The 24,301-nt window shown below is 70.5% G+C and carries 27 protein-coding genes; 15 read left to right on the forward strand and 12 right to left on the reverse strand.

The window, feature by feature from the left end; all coding sequences use genetic code 11:
• Positions 1–4 precede the first annotated feature (4 nt).
• From DFH01_RS09485 to DFH01_RS09505, 5 genes are all read left to right on the forward strand, one after another.
• On the forward strand, positions 5–424 hold the full coding sequence (locus tag DFH01_RS09485) for a VOC family protein (protein ID WP_233256050.1): 420 nt from the start codon (positions 5–7) through the stop codon (positions 422–424).
• Positions 421–1,611 (forward strand): MFS transporter, encoded by a 1,191-nt coding sequence (locus DFH01_RS09490; RefSeq protein WP_109870207.1) that lies wholly within the window; start codon positions 421–423, stop codon positions 1,609–1,611. The genes DFH01_RS09485 and DFH01_RS09490 overlap by 4 nt, the downstream gene beginning before the upstream one ends.
• A gap of 75 nt (positions 1,612–1,686) precedes the next feature.
• The gene (locus DFH01_RS09495; protein ID WP_109870208.1) at positions 1,687–2,514 is read left to right on the forward strand and encodes a transporter substrate-binding domain-containing protein; all 828 of its coding nucleotides are present in this window, start codon (positions 1,687–1,689) and stop codon (positions 2,512–2,514) included.
• A gap of 3 nt (positions 2,515–2,517) precedes the next feature.
• On the forward strand, positions 2,518–3,186 hold the full coding sequence (locus tag DFH01_RS09500; protein WP_109870209.1) for an amino acid ABC transporter permease: 669 nt from the start codon (positions 2,518–2,520) through the stop codon (positions 3,184–3,186).
• Between the two features lie 3 nt (positions 3,187–3,189).
• The gene (locus DFH01_RS09505) at positions 3,190–3,918 is read left to right on the forward strand and encodes an amino acid ABC transporter permease (protein WP_109870210.1); all 729 of its coding nucleotides are present in this window, start codon (positions 3,190–3,192) and stop codon (positions 3,916–3,918) included.
• On the opposite strand, the gene DFH01_RS09510 is transcribed toward DFH01_RS09505, so the two are convergent.
• From DFH01_RS09510 to DFH01_RS09525, 4 genes are read right to left on the reverse strand one after another with little or no spacing between them, the layout of a single operon-like run.
• Positions 3,863–4,798: a dihydrodipicolinate synthase family protein gene (locus DFH01_RS09510; protein ID WP_109870211.1), complete on the reverse strand. Its 936-nt coding sequence runs from the start codon at positions 4,796–4,798 to the stop codon at positions 3,863–3,865. The two genes, DFH01_RS09505 and DFH01_RS09510, sit on opposite strands and share 56 nt — an antisense overlap.
• Complete coding sequence (locus DFH01_RS09515; RefSeq protein WP_109870212.1) at positions 4,795–5,904, reverse strand: NAD(P)/FAD-dependent oxidoreductase; 1,110 nt, start codon at positions 5,902–5,904, stop codon at positions 4,795–4,797. Before DFH01_RS09515 ends, DFH01_RS09510 begins: the two co-directional genes overlap by 4 nt.
• The gene (locus DFH01_RS09520; protein ID WP_109870213.1) at positions 5,904–7,343 is read right to left on the reverse strand and encodes an FAD/NAD(P)-dependent oxidoreductase; all 1,440 of its coding nucleotides are present in this window, start codon (positions 7,341–7,343) and stop codon (positions 5,904–5,906) included. The genes DFH01_RS09515 and DFH01_RS09520 overlap by 1 nt, the downstream gene beginning before the upstream one ends.
• Positions 7,340–7,648 (reverse strand): (2Fe-2S)-binding protein, encoded by a 309-nt coding sequence (locus DFH01_RS09525; protein WP_233256051.1) that lies wholly within the window; start codon positions 7,646–7,648, stop codon positions 7,340–7,342. Before DFH01_RS09525 ends, DFH01_RS09520 begins: the two co-directional genes overlap by 4 nt.
• A 37-nt stretch (positions 7,649–7,685) precedes the next feature.
• Between DFH01_RS09525 and DFH01_RS09530 the strand changes: the two genes are divergently transcribed.
• The 8 genes from DFH01_RS09530 (at position 7,686) to DFH01_RS09565 (ending at position 14,881) form a co-directional block, all read left to right on the forward strand.
• Positions 7,686–8,426, forward strand: coding sequence for an amino acid ABC transporter ATP-binding protein (locus DFH01_RS09530; protein ID WP_109870214.1), 741 nt, complete (start codon positions 7,686–7,688; stop codon positions 8,424–8,426).
• 14 nt (positions 8,427–8,440) lie between these two features.
• Positions 8,441–9,352: a DUF6282 family protein gene (locus DFH01_RS09535; protein ID WP_109870215.1), complete on the forward strand. Its 912-nt coding sequence runs from the start codon at positions 8,441–8,443 to the stop codon at positions 9,350–9,352.
• 149 nt (positions 9,353–9,501) lie between these two features.
• A complete protein-coding gene (locus DFH01_RS09540; RefSeq protein WP_109870216.1) occupies positions 9,502–11,043 on the forward strand; it encodes a sensor histidine kinase in 1,542 nt (513 codons plus the stop codon).
• A gap of 12 nt (positions 11,044–11,055) precedes the next feature.
• Positions 11,056–11,445 (forward strand): response regulator, encoded by a 390-nt coding sequence (locus DFH01_RS09545; RefSeq protein ID WP_109870217.1) that lies wholly within the window; start codon positions 11,056–11,058, stop codon positions 11,443–11,445.
• 94 nt (positions 11,446–11,539) lie between these two features.
• Positions 11,540–12,298: an SDR family NAD(P)-dependent oxidoreductase gene (locus DFH01_RS09550; RefSeq protein ID WP_109870798.1), complete on the forward strand. Its 759-nt coding sequence runs from the start codon at positions 11,540–11,542 to the stop codon at positions 12,296–12,298.
• A gap of 72 nt (positions 12,299–12,370) precedes the next feature.
• Positions 12,371–13,576, forward strand: a complete 1,206-nt coding sequence (locus DFH01_RS09555; RefSeq protein WP_109870218.1) for an acyl-CoA dehydrogenase family protein — start codon at positions 12,371–12,373, stop codon at positions 13,574–13,576.
• A complete protein-coding gene (locus DFH01_RS09560) occupies positions 13,569–14,570 on the forward strand; it encodes a phosphotransferase family protein (RefSeq protein WP_109870219.1) in 1,002 nt (333 codons plus the stop codon). The genes DFH01_RS09555 and DFH01_RS09560 overlap by 8 nt, the downstream gene beginning before the upstream one ends.
• Entirely contained in the window at positions 14,570–14,881 is a 312-nt protein-coding gene (locus tag DFH01_RS09565) for a DUF6285 domain-containing protein (RefSeq protein WP_109870220.1), read from the forward strand. Before DFH01_RS09560 ends, DFH01_RS09565 begins: the two co-directional genes overlap by 1 nt.
• 3 nt (positions 14,882–14,884) lie before the next feature.
• On the opposite strand, the gene fahA is transcribed toward DFH01_RS09565, so the two are convergent.
• Together fahA and hmgA are read right to left on the reverse strand one after the other, a co-directional pair.
• Entirely contained in the window at positions 14,885–16,186 is a 1,302-nt protein-coding gene (gene fahA / locus DFH01_RS09570) for a fumarylacetoacetase (RefSeq protein ID WP_109870221.1), read from the reverse strand.
• A gap of 4 nt (positions 16,187–16,190) precedes the next feature.
• Positions 16,191–17,522 (reverse strand): homogentisate 1,2-dioxygenase, encoded by a 1,332-nt coding sequence (gene hmgA, locus DFH01_RS09575; protein WP_109870222.1) that lies wholly within the window; start codon positions 17,520–17,522, stop codon positions 16,191–16,193.
• A 101-nt stretch (positions 17,523–17,623) separates the two neighbouring features.
• On the opposite strand from hmgA, the gene DFH01_RS09580 reads away from it, so the two are divergent.
• Together DFH01_RS09580 and DFH01_RS09585 are read left to right on the forward strand one after the other, a co-directional pair.
• Positions 17,624–18,796: a thiolase family protein gene (locus DFH01_RS09580; RefSeq protein ID WP_109870223.1), complete on the forward strand. Its 1,173-nt coding sequence runs from the start codon at positions 17,624–17,626 to the stop codon at positions 18,794–18,796.
• Positions 18,796–19,185 (forward strand): Zn-ribbon domain-containing OB-fold protein, encoded by a 390-nt coding sequence (locus tag DFH01_RS09585; protein WP_109870224.1) that lies wholly within the window; start codon positions 18,796–18,798, stop codon positions 19,183–19,185. The genes DFH01_RS09580 and DFH01_RS09585 overlap by 1 nt, the downstream gene beginning before the upstream one ends.
• A gap of 6 nt (positions 19,186–19,191) precedes the next feature.
• On the opposite strand, the gene DFH01_RS09590 is transcribed toward DFH01_RS09585, so the two are convergent.
• Genes DFH01_RS09590 through DFH01_RS09615 form a run of 6 tightly spaced genes read right to left on the reverse strand, consistent with a single transcriptional unit; the run spans position 19,192 to position 24,256 of the window.
• Positions 19,192–20,094 carry a polysaccharide deacetylase family protein gene (locus tag DFH01_RS09590; protein WP_109870225.1) on the reverse strand — a complete coding sequence of 301 codons (903 nt, stop codon included), beginning with the start codon at positions 20,092–20,094 and terminating at the stop codon, positions 19,192–19,194.
• Positions 20,091–20,861: a shikimate dehydrogenase gene (locus DFH01_RS09595; RefSeq protein WP_109870226.1), complete on the reverse strand. Its 771-nt coding sequence runs from the start codon at positions 20,859–20,861 to the stop codon at positions 20,091–20,093. Before DFH01_RS09595 ends, DFH01_RS09590 begins: the two co-directional genes overlap by 4 nt.
• Positions 20,858–21,247: a carboxypeptidase-like regulatory domain-containing protein gene (locus DFH01_RS09600; RefSeq protein ID WP_109870227.1), complete on the reverse strand. Its 390-nt coding sequence runs from the start codon at positions 21,245–21,247 to the stop codon at positions 20,858–20,860. The genes DFH01_RS09595 and DFH01_RS09600 overlap by 4 nt, the downstream gene beginning before the upstream one ends.
• Positions 21,244–22,056, reverse strand: a complete 813-nt coding sequence (locus tag DFH01_RS09605) for a carbohydrate ABC transporter permease (protein WP_109870228.1) — start codon at positions 22,054–22,056, stop codon at positions 21,244–21,246. Before DFH01_RS09605 ends, DFH01_RS09600 begins: the two co-directional genes overlap by 4 nt.
• The gene (locus DFH01_RS09610; protein WP_109870229.1) at positions 22,056–23,012 is read right to left on the reverse strand and encodes a carbohydrate ABC transporter permease; all 957 of its coding nucleotides are present in this window, start codon (positions 23,010–23,012) and stop codon (positions 22,056–22,058) included. Before DFH01_RS09610 ends, DFH01_RS09605 begins: the two co-directional genes overlap by 1 nt.
• Positions 23,009–24,256 (reverse strand): ABC transporter substrate-binding protein, encoded by a 1,248-nt coding sequence (locus tag DFH01_RS09615; protein ID WP_109870230.1) that lies wholly within the window; start codon positions 24,254–24,256, stop codon positions 23,009–23,011. Before DFH01_RS09615 ends, DFH01_RS09610 begins: the two co-directional genes overlap by 4 nt.
• Positions 24,257–24,301: the final 45 nt, after the last annotated feature.

The following is a 24,301-nucleotide window of genomic DNA, read 5'->3' on the forward strand; positions in this document are numbered from 1 at the left end:
GGAGATGGCGCCTTCCGTGCCGATGCGCGAGACTGCGCGCATGCAGACCTATCGCTTCGACCACATCCATCTCCGCAGCCCCGATCCGGAAGCCGCCGCCCGCGTCTGGACCGCCGCCTTCGGCGCCGAGGTCAAGGCACGCATGCAGGCCGGCCCCTGGCTACGGATCGTCCTGGACCTCGCCGGGGTTACGCTGTTCCTCGAGCAGGTGCCAGCCGGCACGCATGCGCCGCCCGCGCCGCCCTTCCTCGGGCTTGAGCATATCGGCCTCGGGACCGCCGATCTGGACGGCGCCATCGCCGACCTCGCCGCGAAGGGCGTGCCGCTGCTCTCCGGCCCCGCAGAGCCGCGGCCGGGTGTGCGCATCGCCTTCTTCGGCATGCCGGACGGCGTCCGTGTGGAGCTCATCGAGCGCCGGGGATGAGCCCGGAGCGCAGCCGCTGGCCAGCCATCGGGGCGGTGGTCCTCGCGGGTCTGGCGGCGGCGGCGCAGATCGGCAAGGTGCCGGCGGCGATGACGACCATCGCCGCCGAGTTCGCGCTCTCCTTGGCCACGGCAGCGCTCGTCGTCTCGCTCGGCGCTTTGCTTGCCGGCCTCGGCGGGCTGGCGATCGGGCTCGCCGTGGCGCGGCTCGGCGTGCGCCGCGGCCTGCTGGCCGGCTTGTCGCTTGGCGTCGCCGCCGCCGCGATCGCACCGCTGGCGCCGAGCGAGCACCTGCTTTTCGCCGTGCGCATCCTGGAAGGCGCGGGCTTCCTGTTGATCGTGGTGTCCGGGCCCTCCCTGGTGGCGACGCTGGCGGCGCCGGCGGAGCGCTCCTTCGCCATGGGGATCTGGGGCTGCTTCATGCCGGGCGGCATCGCGCTGGGTCTGGCCACGGCGCCGATCGTCGAATTCGCCGGCTGGCGTGTCGCCTGGATGGTCAGCGCGCTGCTGATGGCGGTGGCGCTGGTCTTCTGCTGGAGGCTGGTGCCGAGCCTGCCGCAGCCGGCCGCTGCCGGCCCCCGCCCGCCGCTGCGGAGCCTGCTGCGCGACCTCGTGGCCGCAGGGCGCCCGTTGCGCGTCGCCGGGGCCTTCGCGTCCTACAGCGTGCTGTATTTCGGCGTGGCCGCCTTCCTGCCGGCCTATCTCGAATCGCTCGGGACCGGGACCGGCCTTGCAGGCGGTGCCGGCGCGCTCGCGGCGGTGGCGAATCTCTCCGGCAACCTTGCCGCGGCGGCGCTCATGCGCCGCGGTGTCGCGCCGGAGCGGCTGGTGACCTTCGGTGCGTTGGCGATGGGGGCGCTGGCGGCCGCCGTGTTCGTGACGCCGATGTCCCTTGCCGCCACCGGGCTTGCGCTGCTCGCCTCGGCCGTCGGCGGGCTGGTTCCGGCTGCCTGCTTCGCGTTGTTGCCGGCCAGCGTGCCACGCGCCGAGCTCGTTTCGCCGGCCGTCGGCATGACGATCCAGGGGAACAACCTGATGCAGCTGCTTGCGCCGCCGCTGCTCGGCGCGCTTGCCGGCATCGCCTGGGGCTTCCTCGCGCTGCCGCTGCTGCTGGCCGGGCTGCTGGCGGCGACGATGGGTTGGGTGCTGGCGGCCGACGGGTTGCGGAGAGTTCCACCCTCGACCTAGCCTGTCGTCGCGGCGCGCAAGACGCCGCCCAGGGGACAACGCCGACCCGGCCTGTCACGCCACCGGAGATCGCCCATGCCTGCCTTCGACCGTCGCAACCTCCTCGCGCTCGCCGCCGCCGCGGCCGGCTCCGCGCTGCTGCCGCCCGCCGCCGTCGCGCGCCCGCTTGACCAGGTTCTGTCCACGAAGCGGCTGCGCGCGGGCATCAACCCGACCCTGCCGCCCTTCGGCACCTTCAACGAGCGCAACCAGATCGACGGCTTCGATGCCGACATCGCGCGCGAGATCGCGCGGCGGATGAATGTGGAGCTTGAGATCGTGCAGGTCGGCAGCCCCGACCGCATCCCCTTCCTCCAGGCCGACCGCATCGACATCGTGCTCGGCGCGATGACCCGCCTGATCGAACGCGCGCTGGTCATCGACTACACCATCCCGCTGCATACGCAGTCCGTGGTGGTGCTGACCAAGCAGAGCGGCACCGCCGCCCCGATCAACACGCCGGCGGACCTGAACAATCCCGCGGTGCGGCTGGTGCAGGTGCGCGGCACCATCGGCGTGCCCTGGATCCAGGCGAACGCGCCGCGTGCCCAGGTGACCCTGCTCGACAACTACCCCGACACCTTCCGCGCCCTGGCGCAGGGCCGCGCCGACGCCATGGTGGACGTGCTGGAGAGCGTCGTCATCCCGATGCGGAACTTCCAGCAGGTGCAGTGGAAGGTCCTCGATCAGGTGCTCGGCAGCACCTGGGTCGGCATCGGCGTGCAGAAGGGCAACCACAGCCTGCGCGACGTGCTGAACATCGTGCTGTTCGAGATGCACCGCGACGGCTTCGTCAACCGCACCTGGGAGAAGTGGTTCGGCGTGCCCATGAAGACGCCGATCCCGTTCAACCCGATGTTCTGAAGCGTGTCGCTGCAGTACGGGCAGGTCTGGCAATACCTGCCCGATTTCCTGGTCGGCGCGGCGGTGGCGCTCTGGATCGCCGCCGTCGCCTTCGCGGGCGGATTGCTGATCGGCTTGTTCGGTGCCGCGGTGCTGCAGTTCGGCCCGCGTCCGGCGCGCGCCCTGGTCGGCGCGTATGTGCGCTTCTTCACCTGGACGCCGCAGCTGGTGCAGATCTTCTTCCTGTTCTTCGCCCTACCGGAGGTGGGCATTATCCTCTCGCCCTTCACGGCCGTGCTGATCGGCATGACGCTGAACGCGGGGGCCTACCTGACCGAAATCGAGCGCGGCGGCTTCGCCTCCGTCCCGCGTGCCGAGCTGGATGCGGCGGAGACGCTCGGCTTCAGCCGGGTGCAGACGGTCTGGTACGTGATCGCGCCGCATGTGGTGCGCGCCCTGTATCCCGCGCTGTCGAACCACTACATCATCATGACGCTCGGCACCTCGATGGCGGCGATCTTCGGCGTGGAGGAGCTCACGGGACGTGCATTGAACGCCAACGCCATCTCCTTCCGCTCGGTGGAGATCTTTTCCGTCGTCGCGGTGATCTACATTGCACTCACCATCGTCGCGTCCACGCTGCTCTGGTTCGTCGGGCGCTGGATGTTCCGCATCAAGGCGAAGGTCTTCTGACGGATGTCGGCCTGGGACATCATCGTCGCGGAGGCGCCGCGCTTCTTCACCTGGTGGAACATCCGCTTCCTGCTGGAGGCGATGGCCAACACCGTCATCGCCAGCGTGCTGGGCTGCGCGATCGGCTATGCGCTGGGCTTCGCGCTGGCGGCGCTGCGCCTGCCGCAACTCGTGCCCTTCGCGCCGCTCCGCGCGGTCTGCATTCTGTGGGTCGAGATCTTCCGGCGCATCCCCTTCCTGGTGCTGCTGCTGCTGGTGTTCTTCGTCAGCCAGTTCGCGAAGCTCGAGGCGCCGCTCTGGGTCATCGCCGTCGTCGCCGTGGCGATCCGCATGTCCGCGCTGGCGGCCGAGAACATCCGTGCCGGCCTGGAGTCCGTGCGCCCGACCCAATGGGAGGCGGCGCTGACGATGAACCTGAAGCCCTGGACGGTGCTGGGAAAGATCGTGCTGCCGCAGGCCTGGCGGGTGATCCTGCCGCCCTCCATCGCGCATGTGCTGTCCATGGTGAAGGAGACGTCGCTGGTCAGCCAGATCGGCTTCATCGAGATCACCTTCGCTGCGAAGATGCTGACGCAGCGCGGCTTCTCCGCGCTGCTCACCTACGGCACGGCGCTGGTCCTCTACTTCTTCCTCGGTTGGGCGCTGGCTGCGCTGGGGCGTTATGCCGAACGGCGCCTCACAGGCCGGAAGACCGCATCGCCTGGCGCAGCATCGCCGCTTCCGGTGGGCTGACCGGCGGCTGTGGCGGGCGCAGCGCGGGGTCGGCGATCACCCCCATCTCCGCCAAACAGAACTTGAGGCGCGCGGTGGCGCGCCCGCCGGGCGGCGCGCCGTAGATCGCCTCGGCCAGCGGTTCCAGCTTCTCGTGCAGCGCGCGGGCGCGAGCCAGGTCGCCCGCGCGCACGGCCGCATCAAGTGCTGCGATCTCGTCCGGCAGCACATCCGCCAGCGACACCAGCGACCCGTCCGAGCCGTGCACCATGCAGGCCAGCAGGTGCTCGTCGCCGCTGGCGCAGAACGCCACATCCGGGCGCTTCGCCTTGCAGATGCGCCGCAGCGCGTCGTAGCGGTCCACCTCCCACGATCCTTCCTTCACGCCCACCACCTCCGGCAGGTCGAGCAGGGCGGCGAAGGTTTCTTCCGTAAAGGCCATGCGGCCGGCGCCGTGATGCGCGGCAAACAGGAAGGTCGGCATGCCCGGCACGGCGTCGAGGATCGTCCGATGATGCAGCAGCGCCATCTCCATGGTCTGCGCCAGGGCGAAGCCGTTGGGCAGGAAGACCATGATCGCGTCGGCGCCCGCCGCGCGCGCGTCCCGCGCTTCCTCGGCCGCCTCCAGGCTGCTCTCGGCGTTCACCCCAGCGACGACGATGTGCGAGCCGCCGACCGTCTCGACCGCGACCTCGACGGCCCGCCGCTTCTCGGCGCGACTGAGCAGAAAATTCTCGCCGGCATGGCCGTTCATCAGCACGCCCGCGATGCCCGGCCGCAGCACGCAATGCGCGGTGTGCCGCGCATAGGCCTCCCAGTCCGGCGCGAAGTTCTCGCGCGTCATCGGTAGCACGGTCGAAGGATAGATGCCGTGGAAGCGCGTCGGGCCTTTGGGGATCATGCAGCCTCCATCGCCAGCAGGCGATCAATGGGGAACAGCGGCATCTCCGGCGCTTCGCCGGCTACGGCCTGTGCCAGCAGCTTTCCGAAGTATGGACCGCTGGTGTAGCCGGAATGCACGCTGCCGATGATCCATGCGTTGTCTACCCCAGGGATCGGCCCGATGGCAGGCAGCGCATCCGCTGTCTCGGCTTCCAGCCCCAGCCAGGCGCGCACGACGCGCGCATCGCGCAGCGCAGGGATGGTGTGCGCGGCGAGGCGCACATTGCCCCGGAAATTCTCTGCGCGCACCGCGAGCCCGCCGCGCTGCCGGTCGCCGATGCCCTGCCAGCCGCCGCCGATCAGCACCGTGCCGTTCGCATACTGCTTCAGCGACAGCAGGCCCGAGGCCACGCCAAGCACCGTGCGCATCACCGGGCGGATGCGCTCCGTGACGACAAGCTGGTTGATCAGCACCTTGATCGGCAGCCGCACGCCGAGCCAGCCGGCCATCTCCTCCAGCCAGACGCCCCCCGCCAGCACGATGCGCTTCGCCTGAAGCGGGCCGGTCTCCGTCTCCAGCACGAAGCGCCCGGCCTCACGGTCCACGCCCCAGACCGCGCGGTTCTCGAACAGCGCGACGCCCGCATTGAGCAGCGCCGGTCGGAAGGCGCGGCCCGTCAGATAGGCGCTCGTAAAGCCGTCGATGGGGCAATGCCCGGCCAGCAGCACGCGGTCGGACAGCCCCGGCTCGATCTCCATCGCCTGCCCACCGGAGATCAGCTCGATCGGCGCGCCGGCCGCGCGGCGGGCCTTCGCGCGCTCCTCCAGCATCGCCGCCTCGCGTTCCGTGAAGGCGACCGAAAGCCCCGGGCAGGCCACCGCCAGCACATGGCCGCCATCGCACCATTCCGCCATGCGCAGCCACATCTCATGCGCGCGCAGCGCATAGGGGATCAGCGCCGCGCGGGTCATCTGCATCGTCAGCGTGCCGGCATTGACGCCGGACGCCTCGCGGCAGATCGCGCCGCGATCCAGCAGCGCCACGCGCATGCCAGCGCGAGCAAGGTGCAGCGCCGTGCTGCAGCCCATGACGCCCGCGCCGACGATCGCGACGTCGAACGCCATCAGAGCGGCGCCGGCGCCGGCACAGGAATGTCGGCGTAGTCGAATTCGCCGAGCACCGCTTCCATCGGCACCGGCCGCAGCGGCAGGCGACCCGTGGCGAAGCCCGCGCGCTCCCGCCCGCCGACGCGACGCGCAACCAGCTCCGCCGCGGCCTCGCCGCAGAGCCGGCCCTGGCAGGGGCCCATGCCGCAGCGGGTGAACTGCTTGAGCTGGTTCATCTCGGTCGCGCCATCATCCAGCGCCGTCTCGATCTCCGCCCGCGTCACGCCCTCGCAGCGGCAGACCACCGTCTCCGGCGCGATCGCGTCCACCAGCGCCGGGCGCAGCGCCATCATCCGCGCCATGGCCTGTCCTGCCTGCGCGGCGCGCCACTGCTCCAGGGCCGGGCGCCGTCGCGCGCGCGCATGGGCGCGGCCATCCAGCACTCCCAGGTCGCGCAACGCGGCCAGCGCCGCGAGACGGCCCGCGGCCGGTGCCGCCGCCGCGCCGCGCACCCCGCCGCCATCGCCGGCCACGTAGAGAAGCGGCACGGAAACCCGGCGATCCGCATCCAGCACCGGCACCCAGCCGCCGGACTCGCGCGCATAGCGATGCGCAGCCCGGAACACGCGCGTCGCTTCCGTCGCCGGCACCAGCCCGTGTCCGATGCACAACGCATCGCAGTCGAAGCTTTCCGCCGCGCCGCCGGAAATCGGCTGCACGCGCACGCGCTCCACCGCCCCGACACCTTCCGCCGCGATCACCGCATGGGCCTGCAGCACCGGCACGCCGTTCGTCGCCAGCGCCGCGCGCCAGGCCAGGCCTCGCGCCAGCAGGTCCGGCCGCGCGAGCAGCGCGGGCATTGCGCGCGCCCATTCGCCACGCGTCGCAAGATCGGCGATCGCGGCCACCTCCGAGCCCGCCTTCAGCAGCTTCGCCGCCACCGCGTAGAGCAGCGGTCCCGCGCCGGCCACCACCACCCGCCGCCCCGGAAGCACGCCCTGCGCCTTCAGCAGGATCGTCGCCGCCGCCAGACCGATCACGCCGGGCAGGGTCCAGCCGGGGAAGGGGATGATCCGCTCATGCGTGCCAGCGCAGAGCACCAGCGCGCGTGCCTCCAGCGTCACCGGCTCGCCATCGGGTGGCAGCGCATCGATGCGGAACGGAACCGGCGCTTCGCCTTGCCGCACCAGCGGCCCGCCGCCCAGCCCCCAGACGCGATGACCGAGCCGCAGCTCCGCCCCGCTCGCCGCCAGCGCGGCTCGCAGGGCATCGCCGGCGCGGCGGTCCGCATCAGGGGGCACGACGAAGCCGGGCGGCGCCGCGCGATACACCTGCCCGCCGGGTGCCGGGCTTTCCTCCAGCAGCACCACCTTTGCCCCGCGCCGCGCCGCCTCGGTCGCCGCCGCCATGCCGGCGGGGCCGGCGCCGAGCACCGCGACGTCGTAGGGGTGCGTCATGCCTCGGTCACCACCATGCCCGCGCGCACCGGCGTGATGCAGGCCTGCGCGAGCCGGCCGTCCACGCGCAGCAGGCATTGCTGGCAGGTGCCCATCATGCAGAAGGCCGCGCGCGGCGAACCGGGGCCTTCGCCCAGGCGTCGCACGCCCGCCACAATGAGCGCCGCCGCCAGGCTCTCGCCCACCGGCGCGCGCAGTTCCTGCCCGGCGAAGCTGAACGCCACCTCGGTGGGTCGTTCGACGCCGGCGATTCGCATGGATGCACGCACGACGGAGAGGATAGTGCGTGCGGCGCGCGCGTCCATGCTTGACCCCCCGCGACGGCGCCGGGACACTCGCCAGATGGCTTTCCTGACGATCGAGGGGCTGAGCGCCAGCCATGACGGGCGCAACGACGTGCTGCGCGACATTTCCCTGCAGGTCGGCCAGGGCGAGGTCGTCGGGCTGATCGGCCCTTCGGGCTCCGGCAAGTCGTCGCTGCTGCGGGCCCTGGTCGGGCTGCTGCGACCGCGCGCCGGGCGCGTCAGCATCGCCGGCCAGCCGGTGGACTATGGCAGCCGTGCCAGCCTGCGCGCCGCGCGCGATCGCTTCGCCATCGTCTTCCAGCAGTTCAACCTGTTCCAGAACATGACCGCGCTGCGCAACGTGGCCATCGCGCCGACCCTCGTGAAGAAGCGCCCGCCGGCCGACGTGGAGGCCGAGGCCACGCGCCTGCTGGGGCGCGTCGGCCTGGGTGCGAAGCTGCACGCCTACCCGGATGAGCTCTCCGGCGGGCAGCAGCAGCGCGTGGCCATCGCCCGCGCCCTGGCGCTGCGTCCCGACATCCTGCTGCTGGACGAGGTGACCAGCGCCCTCGACCCCGAGCTCGTCACGGAAGTCCTGGACGCCATCCGCGCACTGCGCGACGAGGGGATGACGATGCTGGTCGTCTCGCACGAGATGGCCTTCATCCGCGAGGTCGCGAGCACCGTGGTGTTCATGGATGCCGGCCGCGTGGTCGAGCAAGGGCCGCCCGCCCGCATCTTCGATGCGCCCGAAAGCGCGCGCCTCAAGGACTTCACCGCCAAGATCCTTCGCCACTGAACGGGAGCGCACCGATGCCCTGGACCCCGCCCGGATCGCATCTGCTGCAGGGCGCGATCGACTGCCACGTACACTGCGCGCCGCATCTCAACGGCCGCTCCGTCAATGTGTTCGAGGCCGTGCGCCAGGCGGCGGCCGCGGGCATGCGCGGCATCGGCATCATGTGCAACTTCCAGAACAGCTCGGGCTTCGCCGCGCTGGCGAATGACGAGCTCGGCCATCTCGGCTGCCACGCCTTCGGCGGCGTGATCATGCAGCCCACCGCCGGCGGCGTGACGCTGGAGGTCGCGAAGGCCGCCATCGGATACGGCTACGGCCCCGGCACGGGCGCACGCTTCGTCAGCCTGCCGACGCACCACACGCGCTACATCGCCGAGCGCGAGGGCCGCAGCCCCGCCTTTCTCGAAACCACCTTCCAGGTGCCGCCGAACGGTCGCGTGCCGGATCCCGTCCCCGCGATCATGGAGCTCTGCGCCGAGAAGGACGTGGTTTTCGATTGCGGCCATGTCTCCGGCCGGGAAGCCGTTGCGCTTGCCGAGGAGGCGAAGCGCCGCGGCGTCCACCGCCTGCGCACGCATGGCAGCCGCTACGCCGAGGACGAGATCCGCGCCATCGTCGCACTCGGCGGCTATGTGGAACTGTCCTTTTTCATCCTCACCCATGCCACCCAGGTCGGCCTGACCCATGTGGACGAGGAGAAGCACCGCATCGCCGGCGGCGCCACGATCCACGACTTCGCCCCCCGCATCCGTGCCGCCGGCGAGCGCTGCATCCTCTCCACCGATGCCGGCGTCTTCCTGCTGCCGCCCCCGGTCGAGGCCTTCCGCGAATACCTGCTGCTGGTGGAGAGCGTCGGCTTCAGCGAGGCGGAGATCCGCCGCATGACGGCAACGAACCCGGCGGCGCTGTTCGGACTGTCGGCCTGACACGCGATGCGTGTGACGCTTCGCGACAAGGCGCGCGCAGCGATCAAGCCGGCGTGAGTCACGAAGCCGTGCGCGCCACGGCTGCGGCGCGGCCGGCACGCCGGGCGTAGTGTCGCGCCCCTTCGTTCGCGCGCGGGGCACATCGTTCCATGTCATCGCCTCTGGTCGGCGCCTGGCCGCCCTTTCTTGCGGCGTCCGGCTTCTGTTCGCTGGTCTCGCCCGAACTGGCCTGGCTGCATCTGCTCTCGGACCTGGCGATCGGGTTGTCGTACCTGTCGATCCCGGCGGTCCTGCTCGTCGTGCTGCTGCGGCGGCGCGACCTTGCCTATCCCTGGCTGGTCGGGCTGTTCGCGCTGTTCATCGTCGCCTGCGGGTTGACGCACCTGATGCATGCCTGGACTCTGTTCAGCCCCGCGCCCGTGCTGGACACGCTGCTGAAGGCCATCACCGCCGCCATATCCGTAACCGTGGCGGTGACGCTCTGGCCGGTGCTGCCGCGCCTGCTGGCGCTCCGTTCGCCCGCCGCGCTGGAACGCGAGGTGATGGAGCGCCGCGCCGCCGAGGAACGGCTGGGGACCTTCCTCGCGAACCTCGCGGAAGCCGTGTTCGTCGTGCGCGTCCACCCGGACGGACGGCTGCAGATCGAAAGCGTCAACCCGGCCTTCGAGCGCATGTTCAGCGTGCCGGGCGAGGGCCTGGCAGGTGCCGCGCCCGAGACGGCCCTGCCGCCGCCCCTTGCCGAGTTGGCACTGCCGCGCTGGCGCAAGGTGGCGGAGCAGGGCGCGCCCATGGAATACGAGATCACCGCCGACCTGCCGTCAGGTCGCCTCACCTGGCAGACCGTGCTGGTTCCGCTGCGCGGCGCGGATGGCCGCGTCGAACGCCTCCTCGGCTCGGCGCGCGACGTCACAGCGACGCGACGGCTGCAGGCGGGACTGGTGCAGAGCGCCCGCCTCGCCACGGTCGGCACCATGTGCGCGGGCCTGGCGCATGAGGCAAGCCAGCCGCTGAACACCGCATCGCTCTGGTTGCGTCGCGCCCGGGCCGCCGCCCGCGGCCTGCCGGAGGCGGAACGCGCCGCCTTCGCGCGCGCCGCGGCGGTGGTGGAGGACCAGCTGCGCCGTGCCGGTGACCTGGTGGCGCGCATCCGCTCCCTCGCCGGCGCCGAACCCGAAGCCGCAGGCCGCTTCGACGCGAAGGAGCCGGTCGCAGCCGCCTTCCGCCTCGCCGCCTCGGAGGCGGCCGCGGAGGGGATCACGATGACGCTGCGCGCCGCCGATGGCCCATTGCCGGTCCAAGGCAGCGCCGGCCGCCTGGAACAGGCCATGATGAACCTGCTCGCCAACGCCCGCGACGCCGTGATCGAGCGCCGCCGCAACCAGCCGGACGCGCCGGCTTCGGTGGAGGTGGCGCTGGCGCAGCAATCGGGCTCGGTCGTGGTCGAGGTGCGCGACAGCGGCGTCGGTATCCCGGAGGCCGTTGCGGACGCGATCTTCGACCCGTTCTTCACGACGAAGGATCCTGGGCGCGGGATCGGGCTCGGCCTGCCCTTCGCCGCCAGCGCCGCCCGCGCCATGGGCGGCCGGCTGGAGGCGTGGAACCGCCCCGGCGGCGGCGCGAATTTCCGCCTGGAACTGCCGCTGGCCGATGCGGGTGCGGTCCCCGCGGGTGCCGGCGCGGTTCCTGCCTGAGGCAGCTTCGGGATGCAGGAGCATGCCGCAACGCCGCGCATCCTGGTCGCCGAGGACGAGATCCTCGCGGCGCTGGCGATCGAGGATGAATTGCTGGGCGAGGGCTATGCCGTGGAGGTGGCGGCCGACGGCCAGGCAGCGCTCGAGGCTGCGCGGCGCCGCATGCCCGACCTGCTGCTGACCGACCTCCGCATGCCGCGCCTCGACGGCATCGGCCTGATTCGCGCCCTGCGCGGCATGGCGCCGCTGCTGCCGGTCGTGGTGATGACGGGCTATGTCCCCTCCGACGGCGCCGCCGCCTTTCGCCAGGACGGGGAGGGGCCGGTCGCGCTCTTCTCCAAGCCGGTGGACATGGATGCCCTGATCCTGGAACTCCGCCGCCTGCTGCCGCTGGTGGGATAGGCCCCGGGCCGTCCGCGCGGCATGATCCGCCAGGAATGCGGAAGGAGTGCAGGACGATGAGAATCATGCAGGCAGGCTTCGCAAGCGGGCGCGCATGACCGGCCACTTCTCCCTTGCCGGCAGCGTCGCGCTCGTCACCGGCGCGTCCGGCGGCCTCGGCCGGCATTTCGCGCGCGTGCTGCATGTGGCCGGCGCCGCCGTGGTCCTGGCGGCACGCCGGGCAGAGAGCGTGGCCGCAGCGGCGACGGCGCTCGGCGACCGCGCCATGCCCGTCGCGCTGGATGTGACGGACGCGGGCTCGATCGCCGCGGCGCTGGATGCCGTGGAGGCACGCTTCGGTCCCTGCGACGTGCTGGTGAACAATGCCGGCATCGCCGTCACCAAGCCCTTCCTGCAGCAGGAGGAAGCCGACTGGGACCAGGTGATGGACGTGGACCTGCGCGGCGCCTTCGTGATGGCGCAGGCCGCGGCGCGGCGGATGGTCGCGGCGGGAAAGGGCGGCGCCATCGTCAACATCGCCTCGATCGGCGGCGTCCGCATCATACCCGGCGTCGCGGCCTACACCGCGGCCAAGGCCGGGCTGCTCCAGCTCACCCGGCAGATGGGCGTGGAACTGGCGCGCCACCGCATCCGCGTGAATGCCATCGCGCCCGGCTACATCGAGACCGACATCAATCGCGATTTCTTTGCCTCCGAGGCCGGGCAGGCGATGGTGAAGCGCATCCCGCAGCGCCGGCTCGGCACGCCGGACGACCTTACGGGGCCCCTGCTGCTGCTGGCCAGCGAAGCAGGCGCGCATATGACGGGCAGCGTCATCACCGTGGATGGCGGGCACAGCGTCAACGCGCTGTAGCGGCCCGACCCTCCCCCAGGCCGGGGGGAGGGCGTAAGATGCGCGGAACGCCAGCGCAGCCGGAACGCCGACATGGATTTCTCCCTCCCGCCCGAGATCGACGCCGTCCGCGCGAAGCTCCGCGCCTTCGTGGATGAGCGCCTGATCCCGCTCGAAGCCGACCGCGCCAACTACGACGCGCACGAGAACATCCACCCGGACGTGCTGAAGCGCCTGCGCGCCGAGGCGAAGGCGGAGGGGCTCTGGGCCCTGCAGATGCCGAAGCACCGCGGCGGCGGCGGATTGCCCGTGGTCGGCATGGCCGCCTGCTACGAGGAGATGAACCGCTCCATCTTCGGCCCCGTCGTGTTCAACAGCGCCGCACCCGACGACGGCAACATGATCGTGCTGGAGAAGGTCGCGACCGAGGCGCAGAAGGCGAAATGGCTGCAGCCGATCGTGGACGGCGCGGTGCAGTCCAGCTTCGCGATGACGGAGCCCGATGGCTGCGGCAGCGATCCCGGCCTGACCTACACGCAGGCCGAGCGCATCGGCAACGACCGCTGGCGCATAACGGGGCGCAAGCACTACATCACCGGTGCCGGCGAGGCGAAGCACTTCCTGCTGATCGCGCGCACCTCCGACGATGAACGCAAGGGCCTCACCTGCTTCCTGTTTCATGCCGACCAGCCGGGCTGGGAGATCGTGCGTCGCATCCCGATCATGGGGCCGGAGGAGCATGGCGGGCATTGCGAACTCCGCTTCGACGGGCTCGAAGTGCCGGACGAGAATGTCCTGATGGGCGTCGGCGACGGGCTCAAGCTCACGCAGATCCGCCTCGGGACGGCGCGGTTGACGCACTGCATGCGCTGGCTCGGCATGGGGCGGCGCGCGCTGGAGATCGCGATGGAGCGCATCCGCACGCGCGAAAGCTTCGGCATGAAGCTGATCGACCGCGAGAGCGTGCAGGGCCTGATCGGCGAGGCCGCGATGGAGCTGGAGATTGGCCGCCTGCTGACCATGAAGGCGGCCTGGGTGCTGGACCAGGGCGGCTTCGCGCGCAAGGAGGTTTCGATGGCGAAGATCGTCGTGGCCGATGCGCTGCACAAGGCGGTGGACACCGCTCTGCAGCTGCTCGGCGCGCGCGGCTATTCCAAGGACACGCCCATCGAGTGGATGTATCGCTACGCTCGCCAGGCCCGCCTGGTGGATGGCGCGAGCGAGGTGCACCGCATGGTGCTGGCGAACTTCCTGCGCCGCGAGGGCACCGACTTCTTCCGGTGGGGCGCGCATGGATGAGGCGCGCCTGACCCGCCTGCGGGACTGGCTCGCCGCGGCATCCGGCGACGCATCGCTCCGCATCGAGCAGGCGCAGAAGCTCTCGGGCGGGGCGATTCAGCAGAACTGGGCGCTGGACGTCGAGACCATCGCCGGCGCGCAGCGCTGGGTGCTGCGCACCGACAGCGCCGCGGTGCTGGCCGTCAGCCTGCCGCGCACGGCGGAATACGCGCTGCTGAAGGCGGCCTGGGATGCCGGCGTGACGGTGCCGGAGCCGCTGTTCCTCTGCGAGGATCCTGGCGTCACCGGCGCGCCCTTCTTCATCATGCGCCGCGTCGGCGGCACCGCGCTCGGCCCGCGTGTCGTCAAGGATGCTGCGCTCGGCGGCGGGCGCGAGCAGCTGGCACGCGCGCTGGGCCGCGAGCTCGCGCGCATCCATCGCATCCGCCCGCCTCGTCCGGACCTCGCCTTCCTGGGTGCCCCGCCGGCCGATGCGGGCCTTGCCGTCATCGCCACGCTGCGCGGCCGGCTCGACGCAGCGGGCACGCCGCGACCCGCCATCGAATGGGGCCTGCGGGCCGCCGAGCGCAGCGCGCCGCCGCCGGTGCCGCCCGTGCTGGTCCACAATGATTTCCGCACCGGAAACCTGATGCTGGATGCCTCTGGCGTGACGGGCGTGCTGGACTGGGAGTTCGCTGCCTGGGGCGATGGCCATGCCGATCTCGGCTGGCTCTGCGCGAAGTGCTGGCGCTTCGGCAATGTCGCGCAGGAGGCCGGCGGCCTCGGCCCGCGCAAAGCGCTCTACGCCGGCTACGAAACCGAGAGCGGCGCCACCGTGGACGATGCGCGCGTCCGCTGGTGGGAGCTGATGGCGCATCTGCGCTGGGCCGTCATCGCCGCCGACCAGGCGCAACGCCATCTGTCGGGCGAGGAGCGCAGCCTGGAACTTGCGCTCACCGGCCACATCGTCCCGGAGCTCGAATGGGAGATTCTGTTTCTTTCGGAGGGGCGCTGATGCTCGAGAAGCCGGACGGCCCCGACCTGCTGGCCACCGCGCGCGAGGTTCTGCTGAAGGAACTGCTGCCCGCGCTGCCGCCCGACAAGGTCTTCGCGGCGCGCATGGTCGCCAACGCCATGGCGATCGCCGCGCGTGAGGCCCAGGCGGATACTGCCGCCGTGCCGGCGCGCGACCTTGCGCAGCTTTCGCGCGAGATCCGCGCAGGCCGCCACGATCCCGGCACACCGACCCACGACGCGATGCGCACCTGGCTGCGCGACTACGCGCGGCTGCGTGCCGGCGTCAGCGCGCCGAAGGCCCTGGGCTGAGTCTCACACCGCGGGCGTGACGGTCCCGCGGCATTCCCCGAAGCCGATCGCCGCGAAGCCTTCCTTCCGCGCACGAGCGACCAGGAACACCTCGTCACCATCTTCCAGGAAGCGCCGCGTCTCGCCGCTCGCCAGCGTCAGCGGCTCCCGCCCGCCGCGCGTGATCTCCAGCAGCGAGCCGAACCCCTCCGCAGTGGAGATCGTGCCGGTGCCCAGCAGGTCGCCCGGCTGCAGGTTGCAGCCGCCGCAGGTGTGATGCGTGACGAGCTGCGCCGGCGTCCAGTAAAGCCCGCTGGCTTGCCCGCGCGAAAGCCGATGCGGCGCCAGCCCCTTCTCCCGCAGGCCCGGCGTCAGCAGCAGCACTTCCAGCTCCAGCCCCAGCGCGCCATGCGCCTGGTCGGCGGAGTCCCAGAGATAGTCCATCGGCTTCGGATCGGCCTCAGGGCGCTTCGGCTGCGCGATGCGGAAGGGCGCCAGCGCTTCCGGCGTGATGATCCAGGGGCTCACGGTCGTCCCGAAGTTCTTGGCGAGGAAGGGCCCGAGCGGCTGGTATTCCCAGCCCTGGATGTCGCGCGCCGACCAGTCGTTCAGCAGGCAATAGCCCGCGATGTGCTGCGCCGCCTCGCTGATCGGGATGGACTCGCCGAGCGCATTGCCCGGCCCGATCCAGATGCCGAGCTCCAGCTCGTAGTCGAGGTTGCGCGACGGTCCGAAGCTTGGCTCCGTCTCGCTTGCCGGCTTGCGCTGCCCCTTCGGCCGCCGCAGCGGATGGCCCGAGGCAACGACGGAACTGGCGCGGCCGTGATAGCCGATCGGTACATGCTTGTAGTTCGGCAGCAGCGGATTGTCGGGCCGGAACAGCGCGCCGACATTGGTCGCGTGCACGATGCCGGCATAGAAGTCGGTGTAGTCGCCGATCCGCATCGGAACATGCAGCGTGCAGTCCGCCGCCGCGTGCAGCATCGGCGCGAGAACCGCCTGATGGGCCGAGCCTTCGGCCAGCAGGTCGAAGACCTGCCGCCGCAGCGCCGCCCGCATGGCGGGTCCTTGTGCGAGGAAGTCGTTCCAGCCCTCCAGCAGGCTGGCATCCTCGACCGCCTCGGCGACCTCGCCGCTGATCAGCCCCGCTTCCTGCGCGGCCTCCAGGTCCAGGATGCGGTCGCCGATCGCGATGCCCATGCGCGGCATCTCGTCCTCCGCCGTGCAAAAACTCCCGAGCGGCAGGTTCTGCAGCGGGAAGTCGGGATGGCCGTTGGCGCTGGCGACGAAGCTGCGTCGCGCGGCGAGGTGCGTGTGGTCCAGCATGGCTTCAGCGCCGGCCCGGATCGAAGGTCTTGCGCAGCCCCGACCAGCAGTCGAGATAGCCCTTCTGAAGCTGCGGCAGCGTCGCGGCATAGGCGGTAACGCGCTGCGGCAGCCGCGTCTCGAACATGAAGGCCATGGTGTTCGCCAGCTTGTGCGGCGCGAGCTCCGCCGTGGAGGCCTTCTCGAAGGCGTCCGCATCCGGGCCATGCGGCAACATGCAGTTGTGCAGGCTGAAGCCGCCGGGCACGAAGCCCTGCGGCTTTGCATCGTACTGGCCGTAGATCAGCCCCATGAACTCGCTCATCAGGTTCATGTGGTACCAGGGCGGGCGGAAGGTGTTCTCGGCCACCATCCAGCGCTCGGGGAACAGCACGAAGTCGATGTTCGCCGTGCCGGGCGTCTCGGATGGCGCCGTCAGGCAGGTGAAGATCGAGGGGTCAGCGTGGTCGAACAGGATCGGCCCCACGGGCGAGTAGCGCGTGAGGTCGTATTTGTAGGGCGCGTAGTTGCCGTGCCACGCCACGACATCCAGCGGCGAGTGGCCGATCTCCGTCGTCCAGAACACGCCGCCCCACTTCACCGTAACGCGATGCGGGGCGTCGACATCCTCGTAGGACGCGACGGGCGAGAGGAAGTCGCGCTGGTTCGCCATGCAGTTGGCGCCGATCGGCCCCCGTTCCGGCAGGGTGAAAGCGCCGCCGTAATTCTCGCAGACATAGGCGCGGGCCGGCCCCGAAACCTCCACGCGGAACTTCACGCCGCGCGGGATCACGGCGATCTCGCCCGGCGCCGTGTCGATCACGCCGAACTCGGTGCGGAAGCGCAGGCTGCCCTGCTGCGGCGCGACCAGCATCTCCGCATCAGCGTTCCAGAACGTCTCGTCCGTCATGCTTTCGGTCACCAGCGCGATATGCGCGGCCATGCCCGTCTGCGAGGACGCGTCGCCGGCCGTGGTGATCGTGCGCATGCCGGTCAGGAAGGTCAGCGCGTGGTCCGGCAGCGGAATCGGGTCCCAGCGCAGCGGCTGGATCGGCAACTCGTTCTCCACCGTGTCCGGCGCGCTGACCCAGAAAGGCAGTGCATGCTTCCGGAAGCGCCCGATATGCGCGACCGTCGGCCGGATGCGATACAGCCAGGACCGCTGGTTGCTCGCGCGTGGCGCGGTGAAGGGCGATCCGCTCAACTGCTCGGCATAAAGTCCGTAGGCGCAACGCTGGGGCGAATTGCGCCCGATTGGCAGCGCGCCTGGCAGCGCCTCGGTCTCGAAGCCGTTGCCGAAGCCGGACATGTAGCCGGCGATCGCCGCGGTCAGGCCCTGCGGGGGGGTGATGTCCATGGCTGGCCTCCTCGTTTGCCCCGATATAGCGCAGCCAGCCCCGGCTTGCCCAATGCCCCGTGGCGGGGCCAGTCTGCGCCGGAAATGAGGGGAAACCGGGCATGAGCCTGCGCGGCAGCGCCTGCATCGTCGGCGCATTCGAGCATCCGACCCGCAAGGCGGAAGACAAGTCCGTCGCGCAGCTGCATGCCGAGGTCGCCTGGGGCGCGCTGCAGGATGCCGGCCTCTCCAAGGACGACGTGGACGGCTATTTCTGCGCCGGCGACGCGCCCGGGATGGGGCCGCTTTCCGTCGTCGAGTATCTCGGGCTCGACCGGCTGCGCCATGTGGACAGCACCGATATCGGCGGCAGCTCCTACCTGGCGCATGTCGCGCATGCCGCGGCGGCGATCGCGACCGGACGCTGCAATGTCGCGCTGATCACGCTGGCCGGGCGGCCGCGCAGCGAGGGCCAGGCGACCGGCACCGCGACCCGCGCGCAGAACCCCGCCGTCCCGGACGACCAGTTCGAGATCCCGATGGGCCGCACCGTGGCCGCTGCCTACGCCATGTGCGCGATGCGCCACATGCACGAATTCGGCACGACGAGCGAGCAGCTCGCCTGGATCAAGGTGGCGGCCAGCCACCATGCGCAGCACAACCCGCATGCGATGCTCAAGAAGGTGGTGACGGTGGAGGAGGTGGTGAACTCGCCCCTCGTCGCCGACCCGCTGCATCGCCTTGATTGCTGCGTCATCAGCGATGGCGGCGGCGCGCTGGTCGTCACGCGGCCCGAGATCGCGCGCAGCCTGAAGCGGCCGGTGGTCAGCATCCGCGGCACCGGCGAGGCGGTGAAGAACCACGCCGGCGGCTACAACGACCTGACCTTCTCCGGCGCCCGCTGGTCCGGCGCGCGCGCCTTCGAGGAAGCCGGCGTGACGCCGGCCGACATCCGCTACGCCAGCATCTATGACAGCTTCACCATCACCGTGCTGATCCAGCTCGAGGACCTCGGCTTCTGCGCCAAGGGTGATGGAGGAAAATTCGTCTCCGACGGCAACCTGATCAGCGGCGTCGGAAAGCTGCCCTTCAACACCGATGGCGGGGGCCTCTGCAACAACCACCCCGCCAATCGTGGCGGCATGACCAAGGTGATCGAGGCCGTGCGGCAATTGCGCGGAGAGGCGCATCCGGCCGTGCAGGTGAAGGATTGCGGGCTGGCGCTGGCGCATGGCACCGGCGGTCTGCTCGGCCACCGCCACGGCAGCGCGACCCTGATCCTGGAGCGGCTGTGATGACCTTCGACGAGCGCCCGATCCCGGCCCCGATCCCCGACCCCATCACCGAGCCCTTCTGGCACGCGGCGCGCGAAGGCCGGCTGACGATCGGCCGCTGCAACGACACGGGGCGGCACTTCTTCCCGCCGCGCGGCGTCTCGCCCTTCACCCTCTCGCCGAATGTCGAGCTGGTGCAGGCGAGCGGCCGCGGCGTGCTCTACAGCTGGACCGTGATGCGCACGAAGGAGCCCTACATCCCGGCGATGGTGGAACTCGCGGAAGGCCCGCGCCTCTTCACCAACCTGGTGCAGGTCGCGCCGGAGGATGTGCGCATCGGCATGGCGCTGCGCGTCGTCTTCGTCCCGACCGCGGACGGCCCGCCGGTGCCGATGTTCGCGCCGGCCTGACGCCGTTCAGCCGGCGGCGCGATGCAGGTCGCGCAACCGGCGCATGCCCATCCGCCGCACGCCTTCGCGCGCGATGGCCGCATCGCAGAAGCCGTTGCCGAACAGGCGCAGCTCTTCGGTACGCCAGTGCACCTGGGCGCGCGGATGGCCGCGCAGGATGTCGCCGATATCCTCCGGCCGGTTCGGATGCAGCGCGACATAGGTCAGGCCCGCCGTGTCCGGCGTGACGAGCCTGTCATAGGCCGCCTCGGTCTCGGCCAGGGATACGCCCGGCGTCATCGCGAAGCGGTCGATCACCGGCAGGCCGGCCGCGTCCAGCTCGGCAACGGCCTCGGCATAGGGGCCGGGGTCCACCTCGCCCAGGCGCAGCACGCCAAGATAGCTCGGCAGGTCGCGGGGCAGCAGCAGCGGCAGGCGGTGCTCGCGCGCGATGCGCAGCGTCGCGGGCAGCAATTCGGGCAGCAGCGCCGCGCCCATATGCGTGTCCAGATGCGTCACATCCATCCCGGCGGCCAGCGCGCGGTCCAGCTGCGCGCGCATCTCTTCCTCCGCCGCGAGCGGGTCCACGGCACGGCGCAGCGAGAGGCAGTCGCGATGGAAATAGCCATCGGCATCCAGCAGGCCGGACGCCGCGCTGCGCACCGCGACCGGCCCCCAGCGATAGCCGTACCACTCGCTGGTCAGCGTCAGGTGCACGCCGAGGTCGAGCGACGGGTCGGCGGCGGCCTCGCGCGCGATCTCCGGGAACCAGGGGCAGGGCACCATGACGCTGCCGCAGTCGATCCGCCCGGCGCGGGCGAGATCGAGGAAGGCCTGGTTGGAGCCGTGGCACATCCCGACATCGTCGGCATGCAGGATCACCACGCGCGCATCCGTGGGCAGGCCGAGCAGGCGAAGGGTCGGGCTCATCCGCGCTCCAGCATCCAGCGCAGCACCAGCGGGATCTGCGCGGCCATCATCGAGTAGCCATGGTCGGCGACGGCGCCGCGCGCCCGGGCGGCCACCATCAGCGGTGTGTCGGCGCGGTTCACCACGTCATAGACGAAGCCCGGGATCAGCGCGGCGTCGCAGGGCAGGCGGTCGTCGCTGCCCATCCCGATGGCCGAACAGTTCACCAGCACCTCGCTCTCGCCAAGATGCCGCTGCACCGGCACGCCCGGGAACTCCGCCGCGACCGCCCCGACCAGCGACTCCGCGCGGACCGCGTCGGGATCGTGGATGGCGAGCGCGGCCGGCCCCTCGCCGGCTATCGCCATCGCCACCGCGCGGCCCGCACCGCCGGCGCCGAGCAGTTGCACGCGACGGCGCGCGAGCGGCAGCCCGGCGGCGCTCGCCGCGGCCAGGAAGCCGGCGCCGTCCACCATGCTGGCCTCCCACCCGCCCGCGCCGTCGGGGCGCAGCAGGTTGGCGCTTCCGGCCCGGCGGGCCGCGGTGTCGCAGCGACCGATGCGCGCGGCATCCTGCTTGTGCGGGATGGTGCAGACCACGCCCGCGAGGTTTCGCAGATGCACCACGCCGGCGAGGAAATCCTCGAGCCGCCCGGCCGGCACATGCGCCGGGAGATACGCGCAGTCATGCCCCGCAGCGGCGATGGCCGCTGCGTATTCCGCATAGCCCTTGGTGTGGCCGATAGGATCGCCGGCCAGCAGGATCAGGCGGGTGCGGCCGGAGATCATGGCTTCAGCACCAGCGGCGCGGGCAGGTCGGCATCCTGCGCGCGGAACAGCAGGCGGAGCGTGGTGCGCTCGGACTTGCCGAGGCCGGGCGCCTCGGCCTGCAACTGCACGGCATGGCTGGCATTGCCCTCGAAGCGGAAGCGTCCGTCGGTGCCGGTCGTGGTGCGCTGCTTCTCGGTGTTCACGACGAAGCTGCGTTCGAAAAGCTGGACGGTTGCGTTCGGCACGGGTTGACCGCCGGGCCCGACGACCCGCCCGCGGATCTCGCCGGTGGCGTTCATCGCGACGTTCAGGTTCCAGCCGAAGACCAGGATCAGCAGCACGGCCGGCACGATCACCCAGCGGGAGAGCAGCCAGGGATGAAGCCTGCGCCTCGGCTGGCTCATCCTTTCGTCGCCCCGTGCGTCAAGCCGCGGATGAAGGCCGACTGCGCCATCAGGAACACCAGGATGCCCGGCGCCAGCACCAGGCAGACAAAGGCGTAGAGCGCGCCCGTCGTGTCCTCCATGTAGGAGAGGAAGCGGGCGAGGCCGAGCGGCAGCGTCTGCATGTCAGCATCGCGGGTGATGATGAGCGGCCACATGAAGCTGTTCCAGGACCAGATGAAGGCCAGGATCACATTCGTCGCGATGGCCGGGCGCGACAGCGGCAGCAGCACATGCGTGATGATGCGCCATTCCGAGAGGCCGTCCATCCGCGCTGCCTCCACCAGGCTGCGCGGCACGGCCTCGAAGGCCGATTTGTAGATGAAGATGCAGACGATGGTGGAGAGCAGCGGCAGCGCCAGGCCGAGATAGGAATTCAGCAGCCCGATCCGCGCCGTGATCAGGTAGGCCGGGATGATCGTGGCCTGGAAGGGAATCAGCATGCAGGACAGCAGCAGCAGGATCACCAGCTTCTTCGCGCGAAAACTCTGGGTGAGCGCATAGGCCGCCATGGCGTTCAGCACCACGTTGCCGACCACGGCCAGCAGCGAGACGACGATGCTGTTCAGCAGGTAGCGCGGGAAGGGGATGAGGTACCAGACATCCACGAAATTGTAGGGATGCGGATTCTGCGGCAGCAGTCTGGGCGGATAGGCGTAGATGTTCTCGTCCGTGATCGCCGTCTTCAGCACCCAGTAGAAGGGCAGCAGCATCGCGGCGCTGACCAGGATCAGCACGGCATGGCGCAGCCAGGGCACGCCGCGCCGCATCAATCCTTCTCCACCGCGCCGGCGTTGCCGCCGGCCAGCCGGTTCGCCAGGAAGGTCAGCACCAGCAGCAGCAGGAACTGCACCACGGTGACCGCGGCGGCGTAGTCGAACTTCGTCTGCCCGAAGCCGAGCTTGTAGATGTAGGTGACCAGCAGTTCCGTGGCGTGGCCCGGGCCGCCATTGGTCATCACATAGACCAGGTCGAAGCTGGTGAAGCTGTTGAGAAGGCCGATCACGGCGCAGAGGAAGAGCGATGGCCGCAGCATCGGCAGGGTTATGTGCAGGAACACCGCGTGGCGCGGCACGCCATCCACGCGCGCGGCTTCATACAGGTGCTGCGGGATCTGCTGCAGGCCGGTCAGCAGGATGATCATGTAGAAGCCGATCACCTGCCAGATGTCGGTCAGGATCACGCTCGGCATCGCCAGGTCGAAGGACTGCAGGAAGCCGAGCGGCTTGTCGATGAGGCCGAGCTCGCGCAGCGCCCAGTTGATGAAACCGCCGCGCTCGTCGTACATCCAGCGCCATATGATGCCGACCGCGACCGTCATCAGCGGGTAGGAGAGGAAGACGATGGTGCGGTAGACGCTCGCACCCTTCAGGTCGGAATTGACCAGCAGCGCGATCCCCAGCGCCAGCACGATTGCCAGTGGCGCGGCGCCGATCCAGATCAGCGTGTTCCACAAGGCCGTCCAGAAGACGTCGTCGTAGAACAGCATCTCCTCGTAATGCTCGAGGCCGACCCAGCGCGGCGGGCGCATCGGCGACCAGGACTGGAAGGACAGCACCGCGTTCCAGCCCAGTGGGATCACGCGATACAGCAGGAAGATCGCCAGCGAGGGCAGCAGGAAGCACAGGATCATCGCGGCCTGCCGCGTGCGCTTCCGGCCCCACCATCCCGTGCTTCCGCCGGCCCCGATGCGGGCTGGCGGCAGTTCGGCGCGCGTGCCGCTCACCCGCGCGAGAGTTCCCTGCCCACGCGGCGCTCGGCATCGGCCAGCGCCTGGCGCGCGCTCTTGCGGCCGAGCAGCGCGCTCTGCAGCTCCGGCCAGAAGGCGTCCTTCACCCGCGCATCCTGCGGCAGCGGCCAGTTGCCCACCATCTTGTCGGTGTGCTCGATCTGGGTCTTCAGCACGTCATGGACCAGTGGATCGGCGGTGCGCAGCGAGGCCAGCAGCGCCTCGTCCACCGCCGTGTTGCCCGTCAGGATGCGCCGCTGCGTCGCAAGCTGGTTCGCCTGCTCGTTGGCCGTGACGTGCTTCACGAAGGCCCAGGCGAGATCCGGGTTGCGCGATCCCTGCGACACGCCGAGCCCGTGGCTGTTCGGCGTGGAGTAGTTGCCCGGCGCATGCGCCACGCCGAGCGTCTCGCCATTCACCCAGTTGCCCTGGCCGCGGATGAAGAAATAGGCCGGGCTGTGGGCGTGCAGCATGCCGACATTGCCCGTGGCGAAGGCGCCGTTCGGCTCCACCCAACGGCCCGTCCAGGAGATCTTGTTGATCGCGCCGCTCTCGCTGGCCCGCGCCAGCTTCTCCACCACCTCGATCGCCTTCGGCGTGTTGAAGGCAGGCCGCTTCAGGTCGGGCGTCAGCAGATTCACGCCGTTCATGGCGAAGAGCGGCCAGTAGAGCCAGTCGAAGTTCAGGGTCAGGAAGCCCGTGGCATCGCCCTGCGCCATCTTTCCGGCATGGGCCAGGATCTCGTCGAAGCTCTGCGGCGGGCCGGACAGGCCGGCGCGCTGGAACATGGTCTTGTTGTAGAACAGCAGAGTCTTGGTGATGTAGAAGGGCAGCATCCAGTTCTTGCCGCCTAGCGTCCAGTTCGACAGATAATTGGCGTTGAAGCGGTTCTTCACGTCGGCCTCCGCGGCCAGCCGCGGCGTCATGTCCATCAGGACGCCATTCGCCGCGTACTCCATCCACAGCGCGCCCTGCGTGTTGATGACGTCGGGCGGCGTGCCGGCGGCGAGCTGCGTCTGGTAGAAGGCCGGCAGCTCCGGCCCCTTCTTGTCCAGCCACTCGACCTCGGCGCCCGGATTGGCGCGCTGGAAGCTGGCGATCCAGCCGCGGATCAGCGGCTCCTGGTCGATGATGTTCCAGGTCAGGAAGCTGATCCGCCGCGTCGTCTGGCCGATGGCCGGGGCGGCGAGCGCGGCCGGCAGGGCCGCCGAGGCTTTCAGAAGCGTGCGCCTGGCAAGCATGGTCCGTTCTTCCTCCTCGTTTCGCCCGTGCCGGGCGTGATAGCT

It is taken from the genome of Falsiroseomonas bella, from assembly GCF_003173615.1.
GTDB classification, from domain to species: domain Bacteria; phylum Pseudomonadota; class Alphaproteobacteria; order Acetobacterales; family Acetobacteraceae; genus Falsiroseomonas; species Falsiroseomonas bella.

Excerpts from the sequence above, each read along its gene's own strand:
- DFH01_RS09485 (WP_233256050.1), top strand. The coding sequence starts at position 5 with ATGGCGCCTTCCGTGCCGATGCGCGAGACTGCGCGCATGCAGACCTAT.
- DFH01_RS09490 (WP_109870207.1), top strand. The coding sequence starts at position 421 with ATGAGCCCGGAGCGCAGCCGCTGGCCAGCCATCGGGGCGGTGGTCCTC.
- DFH01_RS09495 (WP_109870208.1), top strand. The coding sequence starts at position 1,687 with ATGCCTGCCTTCGACCGTCGCAACCTCCTCGCGCTCGCCGCCGCCGCG.
- DFH01_RS09505 (WP_109870210.1), top strand. The coding sequence starts at position 3,190 with ATGTCGGCCTGGGACATCATCGTCGCGGAGGCGCCGCGCTTCTTCACC.
- DFH01_RS09510 (WP_109870211.1), bottom strand. The coding sequence starts at position 4,798 with ATGATCCCCAAAGGCCCGACGCGCTTCCACGGCATCTATCCTTCGACC.
- DFH01_RS09515 (WP_109870212.1), bottom strand. The coding sequence starts at position 5,904 with ATGGCGTTCGACGTCGCGATCGTCGGCGCGGGCGTCATGGGCTGCAGC.
- DFH01_RS09520 (WP_109870213.1), bottom strand. The coding sequence starts at position 7,343 with ATGACGCACCCCTACGACGTCGCGGTGCTCGGCGCCGGCCCCGCCGGC.
- DFH01_RS09525 (WP_233256051.1), bottom strand. The coding sequence starts at position 7,648 with ATGGACGCGCGCGCCGCACGCACTATCCTCTCCGTCGTGCGTGCATCC.
- DFH01_RS09530 (WP_109870214.1), top strand. The coding sequence starts at position 7,686 with ATGGCTTTCCTGACGATCGAGGGGCTGAGCGCCAGCCATGACGGGCGC.
- DFH01_RS09535 (WP_109870215.1), top strand. The coding sequence starts at position 8,441 with ATGCCCTGGACCCCGCCCGGATCGCATCTGCTGCAGGGCGCGATCGAC.
- DFH01_RS09540 (WP_109870216.1), top strand. The coding sequence starts at position 9,502 with ATGTCATCGCCTCTGGTCGGCGCCTGGCCGCCCTTTCTTGCGGCGTCC.
- DFH01_RS09545 (WP_109870217.1), top strand. The coding sequence starts at position 11,056 with ATGCAGGAGCATGCCGCAACGCCGCGCATCCTGGTCGCCGAGGACGAG.
- DFH01_RS09550 (WP_109870798.1), top strand. The coding sequence starts at position 11,540 with ATGACCGGCCACTTCTCCCTTGCCGGCAGCGTCGCGCTCGTCACCGGC.
- DFH01_RS09555 (WP_109870218.1), top strand. The coding sequence starts at position 12,371 with ATGGATTTCTCCCTCCCGCCCGAGATCGACGCCGTCCGCGCGAAGCTC.
- DFH01_RS09560 (WP_109870219.1), top strand. The coding sequence starts at position 13,569 with ATGGATGAGGCGCGCCTGACCCGCCTGCGGGACTGGCTCGCCGCGGCA.
- DFH01_RS09565 (WP_109870220.1), top strand. The coding sequence starts at position 14,570 with ATGCTCGAGAAGCCGGACGGCCCCGACCTGCTGGCCACCGCGCGCGAG.
- fahA (WP_109870221.1), bottom strand. The coding sequence starts at position 16,186 with ATGCTGGACCACACGCACCTCGCCGCGCGACGCAGCTTCGTCGCCAGC.
- hmgA (WP_109870222.1), bottom strand. The coding sequence starts at position 17,522 with ATGGACATCACCCCCCCGCAGGGCCTGACCGCGGCGATCGCCGGCTAC.
- DFH01_RS09580 (WP_109870223.1), top strand. The coding sequence starts at position 17,624 with ATGAGCCTGCGCGGCAGCGCCTGCATCGTCGGCGCATTCGAGCATCCG.
- DFH01_RS09585 (WP_109870224.1), top strand. The coding sequence starts at position 18,796 with ATGACCTTCGACGAGCGCCCGATCCCGGCCCCGATCCCCGACCCCATC.
- DFH01_RS09590 (WP_109870225.1), bottom strand. The coding sequence starts at position 20,094 with ATGAGCCCGACCCTTCGCCTGCTCGGCCTGCCCACGGATGCGCGCGTG.
- DFH01_RS09595 (WP_109870226.1), bottom strand. The coding sequence starts at position 20,861 with ATGATCTCCGGCCGCACCCGCCTGATCCTGCTGGCCGGCGATCCTATC.
- DFH01_RS09600 (WP_109870227.1), bottom strand. The coding sequence starts at position 21,247 with ATGAGCCAGCCGAGGCGCAGGCTTCATCCCTGGCTGCTCTCCCGCTGG.
- DFH01_RS09605 (WP_109870228.1), bottom strand. The coding sequence starts at position 22,056 with ATGCGGCGCGGCGTGCCCTGGCTGCGCCATGCCGTGCTGATCCTGGTC.
- DFH01_RS09615 (WP_109870230.1), bottom strand. The coding sequence starts at position 24,256 with ATGCTTGCCAGGCGCACGCTTCTGAAAGCCTCGGCGGCCCTGCCGGCC.